The sequence below is a fragment of the Winogradskyella sp. genome (assembly GCF_003712105.1).
Taxonomy (GTDB): domain Bacteria; phylum Bacteroidota; class Bacteroidia; order Flavobacteriales; family Flavobacteriaceae; genus Winogradskyella.
Genome location: NZ_RHLG01000007.1, coordinates 14,600 through 28,511, shown reverse-complemented (window position 1 = coordinate 28,511; position 13,912 = coordinate 14,600). Strand labels below are relative to the sequence as shown.

The following is a 13,912-nucleotide window of genomic DNA, read 5'->3' as shown; positions in this document are numbered from 1 at the left end:
AATACTTCGATTATATTAATTTAAAATCCAACTAATAAAAAAAGCCTTTCTAATGAAAGGCTTATAAATATTTTATAAAGCAAATAAATTATAGTGCAGCTACGTGCTTAGATAATTTTGACTTTAAGTTACCAGCTTTGTTAGAATGGATAACATTCTTCTTAGCTAACTTATCAATCATTCCAAAAACAGTTGGTAGCATTGCTTGTGCTTCTTTTGCGTCAGTTAACTCACGTAATTTTTTAATAGCATTACGCGTAGTCTTGTGCTGATATCTATTAAGCACACGTCTTTTTTCGTTACTTCTAATTCTTTTTAAAGCAGACTTATGATTTGCCATATTTTTTAATATTATAATTGTAGCCCGTAGGGGAATCGAACCCCTCTTACCAGGATGAAAACCTGGCGTCCTAGCCGATAGACGAACGGGCCATTTGGTTTAATTGAACCCACAATGTTTCCATTGCGGATGCAAAAATACAACTATTTTTAAATGTTGCAACACCAAAACATTTTTTTTTAAAAAAAAATTAATAAGCCTTTGCAAACAACACACGTTGCTTTGATGGTTTGCCAGAATACACACATAAACCATCCTCAATTTTACTATCATATGGTACACAACGAATAGTCGCTTTAGTGAGTTCTTTTATCTTATGTTCTGTTTCAGCTGTTCCATCCCAATGCGCCGAAATAAAACCTGTTTTTGTTTCAAGAACTGTTTTGAATTCCTCAAAACTATTTACTTCAGTAATGTGATTTTCTCTAAAACGTAATGCTTTATTGTATAAGTCATTTTGAATAGTTTCTAAAAGGTTAGAAATTGTATTTTCAATGCCTTCAATAGAAACATTTTCTTTTGTAAGAGTATCTCTTCTTGCAAGTTCTACAGTTCCGTTTTCTAAATCTTTAGGTCCAATCGCAATACGCAGTGGTACACCTTGTAATTCATGTTGCGCAAATTTTGCACCAGGTCTTAATGTATCTCTGTTATCGAATTTTACACTAATGCCATTAGACTCAAGAGAAGATTTAATTGTATTTACAGCATTGGTAATTTCAGCAAGTTGCTCATCATTCTTATATATAGGTACAATAACGACTTGATTAGGAGCTAAGTTTGGAGGAAGTACAAGTCCTTGATCATCACTATGGGTCATAATAAGCGCTCCCATTAAACGTGTAGATACACCCCATGATGTTGCCCAAACATGATCTTGCTTACCTTCTTTATTCGTGAATTTTACATCAAAGGCTTTGGCAAAGTTCTGTCCTAAAAAGTGAGAAGTACCAGCTTGCAACGCTTTTCCATCTTGCATTAATGCTTCAATACAATGTGTGTCAATAGCACCGGCAAAACGTTCACTTTCTGTTTTCACACCTTTAATTACTGGAATGGCCATAAAGTTTTCTACAAAGTCTGCATAGACTTTGTTCATTTGTTCAGTTTCAGCAATTGCCTCGGCTTCAGTAGCATGTGCAGTATGTCCTTCTTGCCACAAAAATTCCGCAGTACGTAAAAATAAACGCGTACGCATCTCCCAACGCACTACATTAGCCCATTGATTTATTAGTATAGGTAAATCTCTATAGCTTTGAATCCAACCTCTATAGGTATTCCAAATAATGGCCTCACTTGTTGGTCTTACCACTAATTCTTCTTCTAGTCTGGCTTCAGGATCAACGCGAAGTTTACCTTTATTATCCGGATCATTTTGTAATCTATAATGTGTAACAACGGCACATTCTTTAGCAAAGCCTTCCGCGTTTTTCTCTTCAGCTTCAAACAAACTCTTAGGAACAAACAATGGGAAGTATGCATTTTGATGCCCAGTAGCCTTGAACATTTTATCTAATTCTGCTTGCATTTTCTCCCAAATTGCATAACCGTAGGGTTTAATAACCATACAGCCTCTTACAGCTGAATTTTCAGCTAAATCGGCTCTAACTACTAATTCATTATACCATTTTGAATAATCTTCTGACCTTTTTGTGAGTTTTTTGCTCATTACCTGTAATTTGGCACAAAAATTGTGCTGATGTTAAATAGAAAAATAGTAGGGCAAAACTAACTATTTTTGTATTGTTCAACAATTAAATCATAATAGATATGCGATTTACTTCTACACACCAAAAAATTAAAACGCCTTTGTTAGCATTAGGAGCAATTTTAATGCTTTATTCTTGTGGCTCTTATCAATATGTTGGATATGATAATGATGGTATATATAGCTCTGATGAAGTTGTAGTAGATGTTGAACAAGCGTCAAATAGCAGAGCTAATTCTCAATATTACACCAATTATTTTGCTGAAACTGCTAACAAGCTTGAAACTATAAGCGAAGAAACTGAAATTTTTACTGATATTGATTCTTACAGTTCTGATAATGCCGAACAAGAAATTGTAGAAGTAGTAGATGGCAACTATGGCGGTTGGGGTCAAGTTAATGACAGGGTTGTAATCAATTATTATAATACTGGTTGGAATAACTGGGGCTGGGGTTGGGACCCATGGCTTTGGAATGGTGGTTTTGGCTTTGGTTGGGGTTGGAATACTTGGGGATGGAATAGATGGAATCGATGGGGAGGTTTTGGTTTAGGTTATGGCTGGGGCTGGAATAATTGGGGTTGGTGCCCACCAGGTTATGGCTGGGGTTGGAATAACTTTAATAGATATGGAGGATATTATGGTAATAGTTTAGCCTATAATTATGGCAGAAGAGGTAGTATTAATGGACGTCGAAATTCTGCTTTAAATAGTAGATCAATAGCCCAATTAGATAGAAGGACAGTTTCAAGAAGGGGAACTACAGTTGGTAGGCGCATTGCCTCAAATAGTGATATTACCAGAAATACGCGTTTAAGGAGAAACTCTAATGGTACAATTGTAAGGCCAGGTACAACTGGCACAAGGTCAAGAAGAGGTATTACTAGTAGTCCAAGAACGCGCTCTAACCGAGGAACTATAACTAGACCTTCCACAACAAGACGTGGAGGTACAATAAGTAGACCTTCAACAACAAGAAGAAATTCAGGTAGTGTTATAAGACGTTCTTCTTCAAGTCGAAATTCTGGAAGTATAAGACGTTCAAGTGGTTCATCACGTTCATCTGGTTCTATACGTTCCTCAGGAGGTTCAAGATCTTCAGGTGGTTCTAGAGGTGGAGGTTCTAGAGGCGGAGGACGCAGAGGTTAATTTACAGTTTAAGTCTTATTAAAAAATGCTATGAAAAAGGTTATTTTGTTATTAATAACAGTTATTTCTATGTCCTTTACTTATGGGCAAGATTTTACAGATGCTTTACGATATGGAAATGATGAAATTGAAGGTACTGCTCGTTTTAGAGCTATGGGCGGTGCATTCGGAGCTTTAGGTGGCGATTTATCAGCTATAAATATTAATCCGGCAAGCTCAACGATTTTTTCACAGAGCCAAGCTTCATTTACCATTGGATTATCAACAAAAAATAATGATGTTAATTATTCTAATGGTTTAACATCTTCAAATGATGATAATTTCAACTTAGCTCAAGGCGGCGGTGTTTTTGTCTATGCCAGTAACAATCCAAATACTAAGTGGAATAAATTCTCATTAGGTGTTGCTTATGATAGGACTAGTGATTTTAACAATAGATGGGTAGCTAGTGGTGTTAACCCAGATGTTTCTATAGGTGAATATTTTTCAGGTTTTGCTAACGGATTACGTTTAGACGAAATATCAGCATTACCTGGAGAGACTATTGGTCAAGCATACGCCGATATTGGCGCTGTTTTTGGATTTGGGCATCAACAAGGATTCTTAGGTTTTGAATCATTTATTTTAGAACCTGATGCGGATGTGGATGATAATATAGATTACTCAAGCAATATTGTTGGTGGTAATTATAGCCAGCGCTATGCTTTAGAATCTACCGGATATAATGGTAAAATGGCATTTAATTTTGCTGCCCAATATGATGAACGAATTAATATAGGCGTAAATGTAAATGCTCATTTTTTAAATTATGAACGCATAACGGTATTTGATGAAACTAACTCTAATGCTGGCTCAACTGTTTCTGCAGTAGGCTTTGATAATACATTATTTACAACTGGTGCAGGAATATCATTTCAGTTAGGATCTATAATAAAACTAACAGATGAGTTTAGAGTTGGTTTGACATATAATTCACCAACATGGTATCGCATTAATGAAGAAACAACTCAATTTTTACAAACCACTGTTGATGGTTTCAACAATCCAATAATCATAAGCCCTAATGTTATAAATATATTTCCTGAATACAGGTTACGCACACCTGGAAAAATTACAGGTAGCTTAGCATATGTGTTTAGAGATAAAGGACTCTTTAGTTTTGATTATTCAAGGAAGGACTATAGCGAATCTACTTTTAGGCCTACTAATGACCCATTTTTTGCATTTCAGAATAGTCAAATATCAGACCTTTTAGGAGTTTCAAATACGTATAGATTTGGTGCAGAATATAGATATAAGCAATTGAGCTTCAGAGGTGGATATAGATTTGAAGAAAGCCCTTATGAAGATGATACTTTTGTTGGTGATTTAACCTCGTACTCCCTAGGCTTAGGATACAGAATTGGCGATTTTGCAATAGATGTTGCTTTTAGTCAGGCAGAGCGAGAAGGCAATACCTTCTTATATTCTAATGCACCTACTTTTAGAGAAACAGCTAATATTGATACTACTTTTACTGATGTGGTTTTGACCCTTACATTCGGGATATAGATAGTAATACATCATTTAAAAAAAGCCTTAATATTTTTATTAAGGCTTTTTTTGTAAGGAGTAGCTAAAAATTACGACTCGTCATTTAATAATCAAATTTTACCAGCTATGAGTTCTATTTGGGTTTTCGAAGACGTGAATCTTTTTGGGTTGTTATGTCCTCATAAATTTAAAGCCTATAAAAGCTCCCACATCTTTGACGCGTATAAAAAAAGTGATTATATCTATTTTGAAGAAGATAAAGCCAATAAAGTCTACTTAATAGAAAAAGGCAAAGTAAAGATTGGCTACTACAATGAAGATGGTCAAGAGGTTGTAAAAGCAATTTTGCGTAAAGGTGAATTATTCGGGGAAAGAGCCATACTGGGGCAGATTAAGAGAGATGAGTTTGCACAGTCTATAGATAACGATACTTCAATATGTCCAGTAGGTGTGAATACAATGCACGAATTAATGCGCGATAATCAGACGTTTAGCTTTAAGGTGTATAAGTTTATTGGGTTTAAATTCAAAAAATTAGAACGAAGATTACAATTGTTGTTGTTCAAAGACGCTAGAACTCGACTTATAGAATTTTTAGATGAACTTTGTGTTGAGTATGGTTACAATTGCGAAGAAACAGGAGACGATGTTATTAGACACCCTTATACTCAAAAAGATATCGCATCTCTTATCGGTGTATCTAGACCAACATTAAATACTCTTCTTAATGACCTTAAGGAGAATAATATCATAGATTTTACTAGAAAAGAAATCAGGCTTTTGAAAAAAATTGCATAATGTTAGCTAGCTAACATTTTGTCTTATAAGCTGCATATAATTTAGCATTAACAAATTTATATGAACTTAAAAATAAGACAATGATCAAAAAAATGATTTTAGGAGTAATTGCATTAGGATTACTGCTTACTTCTTGTGATAGTGATGATGATAACTCATCTAGCTTAGACACCTTAACACTTAATTTAAATGGGCTAGAAACTTTGGGCGCAGATTATGTGTACGAAGGTTGGATAATAGTTAATGGTAACCCAGTATCTACTGGTACCTTTACTAGTGTAACTTTCCCTCAAAGTTTTAATGTTAATTCTGCACAATTAGAGACTGCAACAGCTTTTGTCTTAACTATTGAACCTTTAGTTGACCCAGATCCAGCACCTGCAGACTCTAAACTTCTTAGAGGTGAATTTAATGGCAATTCTGCTACAGTTAATACAGCATTGATAGGTGATCTTACAAATGTTTCAGGAACATTTTTCTTGAGAACACCAACAGATGAAGACGTTCCAGGTGGAGCACCTAATAATGGAAACGATCAATATGGTGTGTGGTATGGTACTCCAGGTATGCCACCTACAGCAAATTTAACACTACCAGATGTGTCTCAAAATCCTGGATGGATTTATGAAGGCTGGGTTATTGGAGACTCAGGACCAATTAGCACTGGACGATTTGATAATTTTGGAGATAGAGACGATTTTACTGGATTTAGTGGTGCAGCATTTAACCAAGGACCACCGGTACCAGGAGAAGATTTCTTTTTAAACGCACCTACTGGAGAGATGTTTCCATTGGATGTAAGAAATAGAATGGTAGTAATATCTCTTGAGCCAGTACCAGATGATTCTCCTGCGCCATTTGCAGTTAAGCCACTGGTTGGAGTAGCCGGTACAGCTACAGCACCATCTACACACGATTTTAATCCGAACCCTACATCTTTACCAACTGGAACCGTGACAAGATAATTATTAACTAAACATTTTGTTATGAATAAAGCGTAATTTCGTCAAAGAGATTACGCTTTAGTTTTTTAGATATGTCAAGATCAAAATGGACAAACATTATATTTTTAATAGTCATTTTGCTATTAATTATTCCTCAAACAAGGTTACCCATTCAAGTCGCATTGCATAAACTCATAACTAAAGTTAATTCAATACGTGTTCTTGAAGAAGATAATTCAGTACGGATTACAGATACCAACTGGCAGTTAAAAAGCGAAAAAGGACTACTAAAAAACCTAAATCAATCAGAAGGTAAAGTAATTGTAATTAATTTTTGGGCTACATGGTGTGCACCATGTATTGCCGAAATGCCAAGCCTACAATCCCTGTATGATGCTTATAACAATAAGGTGGATTTTTTATTTATTACAACTGATGACTTTAAAAAGGTATCTTATTTTAAAAATAAGAACGAATACAGCTTCCCAGTCTATCAGCCATATAGCCAGCCACCAAATGTATTAATGACCAAATCGATACCTAGAACTGTAGTAATAAATGCAGAAGGTGAAATAGTTATTGATGAGTCTGGAGCAGTAGATTGGTTCAGTGAAAAAGTTCAGAGTGAACTGAATAAACTATTGAAATAATTCTACTTAAAATATTTCTTAGGTACGATAAGCATACCAAAATTTTCACCTTTTTCTTTACCTAAGTGTTTATGGTGAATCTTGTGTGCTCTTCTCACACCTCGAGCATATTTATTATCAATATTTCGTAACCACTTAAATCGTTGATGAATAAAGATATCATGAACAATAAAATAAGCCATACCGTATGCCATAATGCCCATGCCTATTGGTAAGCAATACCAAATGTTATGCTCGCCCCATAAATACCAACACACCATACTAACAGCTGCATAAAAAATAAAAAAAGCATCATTGCGCTCAAACCAGCTATCGTGGTCTTTATGATGGTGGTCTTTGTGTAAACTCCATAAGAAGCCATGCATAATATACTTGTGCGTAAACCATGCATTAAACTCCATTATAAAAAACGTAACAAGGAAAATGAGTATCCAGAGAATAGCCAACATTTATAATATCTAAATTTTACAGCAAATTTAGTTGATATTTCACGTAACTGCGAGTTAACAACTCCACTTTTTTGTAATCTGGTACTCTAATTCGAGAAGATTTGATCTTTATTGCTGGAGTCTTCTTAAGCTTTTCAAGTAATTTATTGTAATATCTGTACGCCATAAAAACACCAAATCTAGCTTCTAATGGTAATTTTTTAATTCCAACTAGACCTTTTCTAAAGTCTTCTTCTATGTCGTTAATTATTTTTTGTTTAGAGTCTTCGTCTAGTTGAGTTAAATCTGTATTAGGGAAATACGTTCGGCTTAAATCTTCAAAATCAGCTTTTAAATCTCTCAAAAAATTCACCTTCTGAAATGCCGAACCTAAACTCATTGCTGAGTCCTTGAGGTCGTTATACTTGTCATTATCACCTTTAACAAAAACCTTTAGACACATAAGACCTACAACATCTGCAGAGCCGTAAATGTATTCTTTGTATTCTTCTTCGGTTAAATAGTTTTGTTTGAATAAATCCTGCTTCATACTTTTCATAAAGGCATCAACAAGATGTTTATCTATTCCATATTTATGATAGGTTTCTTGAAAAGAATTAAGAATAGGGTTGAGGCTAATTTTCATATTCAAAGCATCTTCTAAGTCTTCAGAAAATTTATCGAATAGTTTTTGCTTGTCGTAATCATGAAATGTATCCACAATTTCATCTGCAAAACGCACAAACCCATAAATGTTATAAATATCTTGCCTTATACTTTCTGACAACATCTTGGTTGCTAAAGAAAACGATGTACTATAAGAAGTTGTAACAAGCTTGCTACATTCTCTTGATACATTATCGAAAATTGATTTCATAACCTAAATTTTTTTTGAATGATGTTTTGTTATTAAATCTGCAGCCAGTTTACCTGAAATCAATGAAGGTGGAACACCAGGGCCAGGTACTGTTAATTGTCCAGTAAAGTAGAGATTAGCTACTTTTTTACTTTTCAAATTAGGTCTAAGAAATGCCGTTTGAGACAATGTATTTGCCATACCGTATGCATTTCCTTTATAAGAATTATACTGTTCTTTAAAGTCTTTTACACAAAAGGACTCTTTAAAGATAATACTATTAGAAACATTTTGACTGGTTTTTCTCTCAAATCTGTCAATAATAATATCAAAATATTGCTCTCTTAACTCTTCTGTGTCTTCCAAATTAGGCGCAATTGGGATTAGAAAAAAACCTGTTTCACATCCATCGGGCGCCATACTTTTGTCAGTAATTGATGGGAAATTGACATAGAATAATGGTTCTTCAGGCCATTTAGGATTATCGTAAATATCTTGAGCATGTACATCAAAATTTGTATCAAAAAATAAATTGTGATGTTCTATATTTTTAAGTTTTTTATTAAAGCCGACATAAAATAATAATGACGAAGGAGCAAAAGTTTTCTTTTCCCAATAAGAATCGCTGTATTGCCTGTGCTCTTTATTAAGCAAAGTTTCTGAGTGATTATAGTCGGCACCACTTAACACATAATCACTTTCAATTTCAGTATTGTTTACAGTAATGCCAATAGCTTTTCCATCCTTAACATTGATTTTAGTGACATTAGATTCTGTATTAATTTCAACACCTAATTCTATAGCCAAAGTTTGCATTGCGTTGATTACTTGATACATACCACCTTTTGGATGCCATGTGCCTAATCCAAAGTCTGCGAAATTCATAAAGCTATAAAATGAAGGTGTTTTGCTCGGCTTTGCCCCAAGGAATAATACAGGAAACTCTAGAGTAGAAATAAGTTTAGGGTTTTTAAACTTTTTTCTCACCTCACTGCTAATAGTTTTAAAAAATTGATCAACTCTCGTAACAGTGTCTTTTGTAACAAGCTCAAAAGGAGATAGTCCAGGTTTTAAAACAATCTTATTGATTGCTATATCGTAATTTTCCTGAGCTTTAGAAATAAATTTTCTTAGCTCTTCGGAACTGCCAGATTCGATTCTTTCAAATTCGTCACATATTTTATCCAAACAATCACCAATAGTGATTTCATCATCCGAAAAGAAGATTTTATAGGCTGGGCTTAATTTATCTAATTGATAATAATCCTTTGTTGACTTGCCAAAATCATTGAAAAACTTTTCAAAAATATCTGGCATCCAATACCAACTAGGACCAATATCAAAAGTGAATCCTTGTTTTTTAAGTTGTCTGGCTCTACCACCTACAGTACTATTTTTTTCATATACAGCTACATTATGACCTTGCTTGGCTAGATAACATGCAGCAGACAACGAGGAGAATCCAGACCCTATTATTGATATCTTAGTCATGACTACTTTAATTGAGAAACTATTTCTTCAATAGATTTATGTGGCTTTACTTTACTAGGTAGGTTATCTAAGTCAAGACTATTCAACATTTGTCCTAGAATCCATAGTTCCGCGTTAGATTTTTGCAGGATGAGCTTGTCAAAATCCCTCACGTATTTGTCTATCTCATCTTTATGAGGCTTGATTGTAAAATAAGATAAGAAAATTAAATCATCGTAATAATGAAGTACTGCTTCTAGGCTTTCAAGAGGAACACTTTGCCCTAAAAAGATAGCGTGGTAATCATGAGCTACTATTTGATAATACAAAAACATTAATCCAAGCTCATGTATTTCATTATCTGGTAGGTATAAAACAAATGTCTTTTTTGAGTTTGGTTCTGCTTCTGCTTGAATAAACTCCGTATTTATAAGAATCTTTTGTCTTATCAGCGTAGTTAAAAAGTGCTCGTGAGCAGGAGTAATGGTGTTAGTTTGCCATAGTAAACCAATCTCAGTTAAAAGTGGAATGAATATTTCGTAGAATATATCTTCAAAAGACATATCCTTTAACAAGGAATCGTAAGTGTTGTAAAATAAAACTTGGTCAAAATTGAGCATTGCCAATTTAAACGAGTTTATAGCGTGACTTTCTAAATTTGTTTTAGAAGCAATTTCTCTCACAAGATTCTGAATATCTTCTTGCTTAAGTGTTGCAATCTTTGAAATTTTATAGCCGTTATTGTTTAGGTAGCTTACATTCAACAGTTTTTGAAAACTTGCTAAATCATAGTATCTAATATTTGTATCAGTACGTTTAGGAGATAATAATTTATACCGTTTTTCCCAGATTCTTATGGTATGCGCTTTGATACCAGTAAGGTTCTCTAAGTCCTTGATACTAAACTTATTTTTTAAATTGTTCATTAATTACTAAAAAAGTTTAAACAAAAATAAGTTTTTATGTTAAAAACTGCTATGTATTTAACATAATTTAAGTAAAGAAAATAACTAAGAGTAACTGTAGATGAATGATTGTGCGCACGAGAAGACTCGAACTTCCACGACCTAAAACGGTCACTGGCCCCTCAAGCCAGCGCGTCTACCAATTCCGCCACGTGCGCATAATAGTGAGGTAAATATAAAAAAAAAGTTAAGCAAATTTGCTTAACTAAAGTGACTTGGCTGGGGCTCGAACCCAGGACCCTCTCCTTAAAAGGGAGATGCTCTACCAACTGAGCTACCAAGTCAATAAGTGTTTCTCTAAACGAGGGTGCAAATATAAAATGTTTAATTAATAAAACAATGCTTTTTTATATTAAATTTTTTGTTTTTTTGTTTCGAAATTAGATCTGAATTTTGCAATCAATTTTTATACAATTATGATAATCGTTTTAATGGGTTATATGGGCTCTGGAAAGTCTCTGATAGGTAGTCATTTATCTAAAGTGATTGACTTTGATTACATCGATTTAGATGATTACATTTCTGAAAAAGAAGCGAGTTCAATTTCAGAATTATTTGAAAACAAAGGCGAAATATTTTTCCGAAAAATTGAGACCAAATATCTAAAAGAACTGCTTGATAAAAAATCCAATTTAGTAATTTCGTTAGGTGGCGGAACACCATGCTACTCAAATAATTTAGAACTCATTTTAAGAAATGATACTATTCAGTCGTTTTATCTTAAGGCTTCTATTTTAACTCTAACTGAGCGATTAATATCTGAAAAATCTAAACGTCCTTTATTAAGTCATATTAGTTCAAAATCAGAAATCCAGGAATTTATAGGGAAACATTTGTTCGAGCGGTCACAATTTTATTCCCAAAGTAACTATACCATTGTAACAGATAATAAATCTGTAGAGGCAATAATCGAAGACATACTCTTTCATTTAATCTAGATAAGCTTCATAAGGTTGTTTACCAAGATTTACATTAACATGCTCATTAAGAGAAGTCGATAAAGATATGCCTTTGTAATCGGCTTTAACAGGAAATTTCTTGTGATTCCTGTTTACCAAAACTGCTGTTTTAAATTGTTTTATTGGTACACTTAAAAAATGTCTAACACCATAAATTAATGTACTACCAGAGTTTAGTACATCATCTACCAGTATAATAGATTTATTAGCATAATCTGTAGGTTTAATAGAAGTCTCTATTGAATCAAGTGGTGATTTTTTGTTTATAAAAACCTTACAAAGTTTAGAATCTATGGACGAAATTTTATCAAGTTGTAATTTAATTTTTTTGGCCAACAAATATCCATTTTCTTCTACTCCAGCAATTATTAAAACCTTTTCATTCACATTACTTTCGTAAATCTGGTATGCAATGCGTTTAATTTTGTGCTGAATTTCTTGATGATTTAATATGATGCTTTTTTCTTTTACCATAAGACTGTTTTTATAATTTATATTAAATAATACTGAGTCAGTAGTTTATCATTCTTCTTCATAATAGTTATCTAAAGAACGTCTATCCTTTTTAGTTGGTCTTCCAGTACCTTTTTTTCTATAATAATCTTTGCTAAACTTAAGTAATTCCAAGGATTCAAATTCAGATTTTGGCGTTAAATCTGTCCTATATATATCAACTAATTTAGCGCCAACTCTGTTTGGAGGTATATCATTAACCTTGATCTTATAGTTAATTTGATTTTTTCGTAAGGAAATTATATCACCTATATAAACTTCTCTACTTGGCTTTACAACACTATCATTAACCTTCACCTGTCCTTTTTTGCAAGTAATAGTTGCTTGATTTCGGGTTTTTAGGTACCTAACACACCATAAATACTTATCTATACGCATACATTTTAACTAAAAACTGCGTTAATCTATTTGTACAAAAATATTATATTATTGTATCTTGCGCCTTTAAAAAAAGCAATAATTGAACTTGATTTGTGTAGATACGCAAACTTGAATTAAATAATGATATGAAATTAAGAAATCTTAGTCTATACTTTTTACTATTAGCAGTAATAATTGTAGCATGTTCTCCAGATGACCCAGATTTTATTCCTGTAGAAGACAGAGATCGAACTGAACAACAGACTACTGATAAAGCATTAATACTTGAGTATTTGCAGACCCACTTTTATAATAGTGGAGAACTTGCTGGATTAGTAAACCCTGAAGTCGAAGATATTATTATCGATACCTTATTAACCACTGTACCGGCTAACCATACACTTTTAATTGATGCCGTTGAAACTAGAACAACTACGTTTGAAGATACCGTATATGAATACTATATCTTAAAAATTAATCAGGGTGGAGGAGAAGAATCTCCTAACTTCACTGATGCTGTTCGAGTAGAATATGAAGGACGATTAATTCCTAATTTTGAAGATGAGATTGATACTAATGATGAAGATTCAGTATTTGATAGTGCTGTAACTCCTGCAGATTTTAATTTGGTTGGGTTTGGAGTAAATGGCGGTGGAGTTATCACAGGTTGGCAACGTGTTTTTCCAGAGTTTAATACTGCTGAAAGTTTTACTACTGGACCGACTGTAGAATATAATAATTACGGTTTTGGTATTATGTTTCTTCCGTCTGGTTTGGCTTATTTTTCTACACAATTGTTAGGCATACCTTCTTATTCTAATTTGATGTTTAAGTTTACACTTTTTCAATCGCAGGTCGTTGATCATGATGAAGATGGTATACCCTCATATGTAGAAGATTTGAATGGAGATTTAAGTACTTTTGATGAAGATACTGATGAAGATAATATTGTAAATTATGTTGATCCAGATGATGATGGTGATGGTGTCCTAACAATAAATGAGCTAATGCGTACAGAATATATCTTTAATGTGGGAGATTCTGATCCAATTTTAGCAACTAATGAATTCGAATTAACGCGAACTGTTGACATGGGTGTTGTTACTCTAACTACTGGAACTATTGTAGATACAGACATGAATGGTGAACCAGACTATTTGGATGAAGATATAACCGAAGATTACAGCGAAGACAATTAGAATAACGATTAAAAAAAAACCGCTAGATAATCACTAGCGGT

The 13,912-nt window shown here is 33.5% G+C and carries 15 protein-coding genes and 3 tRNA genes; 7 read left to right on the top strand and 11 right to left on the bottom strand.

All coding sequences use genetic code 11. The features are described from left to right. Nucleotides 1–88: 88 nt before the first annotated feature. From rpsT to proS, 3 genes are all read right to left on the bottom strand, one after another. On the bottom strand, nucleotides 89–340 hold the full coding sequence (rpsT, locus tag ED556_RS13810; protein WP_296325145.1) for a 30S ribosomal protein S20: 252 nt from the start codon (nucleotides 338–340) through the stop codon (nucleotides 89–91). Nucleotides 341–360: 20 nt separating this feature from the next. Further along, nucleotides 361–432 (bottom strand) — tRNA-Glu (locus ED556_RS13805). Nucleotides 433–530: 98 nt separating this feature from the next. After that, on the bottom strand, nucleotides 531–2,009 hold the full coding sequence (gene proS / locus ED556_RS13800) for a proline--tRNA ligase (protein WP_296325143.1): 1,479 nt from the start codon (nucleotides 2,007–2,009) through the stop codon (nucleotides 531–533). Nucleotides 2,010–2,110: 101 nt separating this feature from the next. On the opposite strand from proS, the gene ED556_RS13795 reads away from it, so the two are divergent. From ED556_RS13795 to ED556_RS13775, 5 genes are all read left to right on the top strand, one after another. After that, nucleotides 2,111–3,196, top strand: coding sequence for a hypothetical protein (locus ED556_RS13795; RefSeq protein WP_296325141.1), 1,086 nt, complete (start codon nucleotides 2,111–2,113; stop codon nucleotides 3,194–3,196). A gap of 30 nt (nucleotides 3,197–3,226) precedes the next feature. Further along, complete coding sequence (locus tag ED556_RS13790; protein ID WP_296325139.1) at nucleotides 3,227–4,747, top strand: outer membrane protein transport protein; 1,521 nt, start codon at nucleotides 3,227–3,229, stop codon at nucleotides 4,745–4,747. A gap of 108 nt (nucleotides 4,748–4,855) precedes the next feature. Beyond that, nucleotides 4,856–5,527, top strand: a complete 672-nt coding sequence (locus tag ED556_RS13785) for a Crp/Fnr family transcriptional regulator (RefSeq protein WP_296325137.1) — start codon at nucleotides 4,856–4,858, stop codon at nucleotides 5,525–5,527. Between the two features lie 92 nt (nucleotides 5,528–5,619). After that, entirely contained in the window at nucleotides 5,620–6,492 is an 873-nt protein-coding gene (locus ED556_RS13780; protein WP_296325134.1) for an anti-sigma factor, read from the top strand. A 71-nt stretch (nucleotides 6,493–6,563) separates the two neighbouring features. After that, a complete protein-coding gene (locus tag ED556_RS13775; protein WP_296325132.1) occupies nucleotides 6,564–7,121 on the top strand; it encodes a TlpA disulfide reductase family protein in 558 nt (185 codons plus the stop codon). A gap of 2 nt (nucleotides 7,122–7,123) precedes the next feature. Here the strand turns inward: ED556_RS13775 and ED556_RS13770 are convergent, their stop codons facing one another. The 6 genes from ED556_RS13770 to ED556_RS13745 form a co-directional block, all read right to left on the bottom strand. Continuing rightward, the gene (locus tag ED556_RS13770) at nucleotides 7,124–7,570 is read right to left on the bottom strand and encodes a sterol desaturase family protein (RefSeq protein ID WP_296325129.1); all 447 of its coding nucleotides are present in this window, start codon (nucleotides 7,568–7,570) and stop codon (nucleotides 7,124–7,126) included. Nucleotides 7,571–7,586: 16 nt separating this feature from the next. Beyond that, on the bottom strand, nucleotides 7,587–8,426 hold the full coding sequence (locus ED556_RS13765) for a phytoene/squalene synthase family protein (RefSeq protein WP_296325127.1): 840 nt from the start codon (nucleotides 8,424–8,426) through the stop codon (nucleotides 7,587–7,589). 3 nt (nucleotides 8,427–8,429) lie between these two features. Continuing rightward, the gene (crtI, locus tag ED556_RS13760; RefSeq protein WP_296325124.1) at nucleotides 8,430–9,896 is read right to left on the bottom strand and encodes an NAD(P)/FAD-dependent oxidoreductase; all 1,467 of its coding nucleotides are present in this window, start codon (nucleotides 9,894–9,896) and stop codon (nucleotides 8,430–8,432) included. 2 nt (nucleotides 9,897–9,898) lie between these two features. Next, nucleotides 9,899–10,801 carry a MerR family transcriptional regulator gene (locus ED556_RS13755; protein WP_296325122.1) on the bottom strand — a complete coding sequence of 301 codons (903 nt, stop codon included), beginning with the start codon at nucleotides 10,799–10,801 and terminating at the stop codon, nucleotides 9,899–9,901. A 111-nt stretch (nucleotides 10,802–10,912) separates the two neighbouring features. Then, nucleotides 10,913–10,998 (bottom strand) — tRNA-Leu (locus ED556_RS13750). 53 nt (nucleotides 10,999–11,051) lie between these two features. Then, nucleotides 11,052–11,124, bottom strand: a tRNA-Lys gene (locus tag ED556_RS13745). A gap of 132 nt (nucleotides 11,125–11,256) precedes the next feature. Between ED556_RS13745 and ED556_RS13740 the strand changes: the two genes are divergently transcribed. Then, nucleotides 11,257–11,778, top strand: coding sequence for a shikimate kinase (locus tag ED556_RS13740; protein WP_296325119.1), 522 nt, complete (start codon nucleotides 11,257–11,259; stop codon nucleotides 11,776–11,778). Here the strand turns inward: ED556_RS13740 and ED556_RS13735 are convergent. After that, on the bottom strand, nucleotides 11,770–12,273 hold the full coding sequence (locus ED556_RS13735) for a phosphoribosyltransferase family protein (protein ID WP_296325116.1): 504 nt from the start codon (nucleotides 12,271–12,273) through the stop codon (nucleotides 11,770–11,772). The two genes, ED556_RS13740 and ED556_RS13735, sit on opposite strands and share 9 nt — an antisense overlap. Before the next feature lie 48 nt (nucleotides 12,274–12,321). Further along, nucleotides 12,322–12,690: a S4 domain-containing protein gene (locus ED556_RS13730; protein ID WP_296325112.1), complete on the bottom strand. Its 369-nt coding sequence runs from the start codon at nucleotides 12,688–12,690 to the stop codon at nucleotides 12,322–12,324. 128 nt (nucleotides 12,691–12,818) lie between these two features. On the opposite strand from ED556_RS13730, the gene ED556_RS13725 reads away from it, so the two are divergent. Next, complete coding sequence (locus ED556_RS13725; protein WP_296325107.1) at nucleotides 12,819–13,871, top strand: hypothetical protein; 1,053 nt, start codon at nucleotides 12,819–12,821, stop codon at nucleotides 13,869–13,871. Nucleotides 13,872–13,912: the final 41 nt, after the last annotated feature.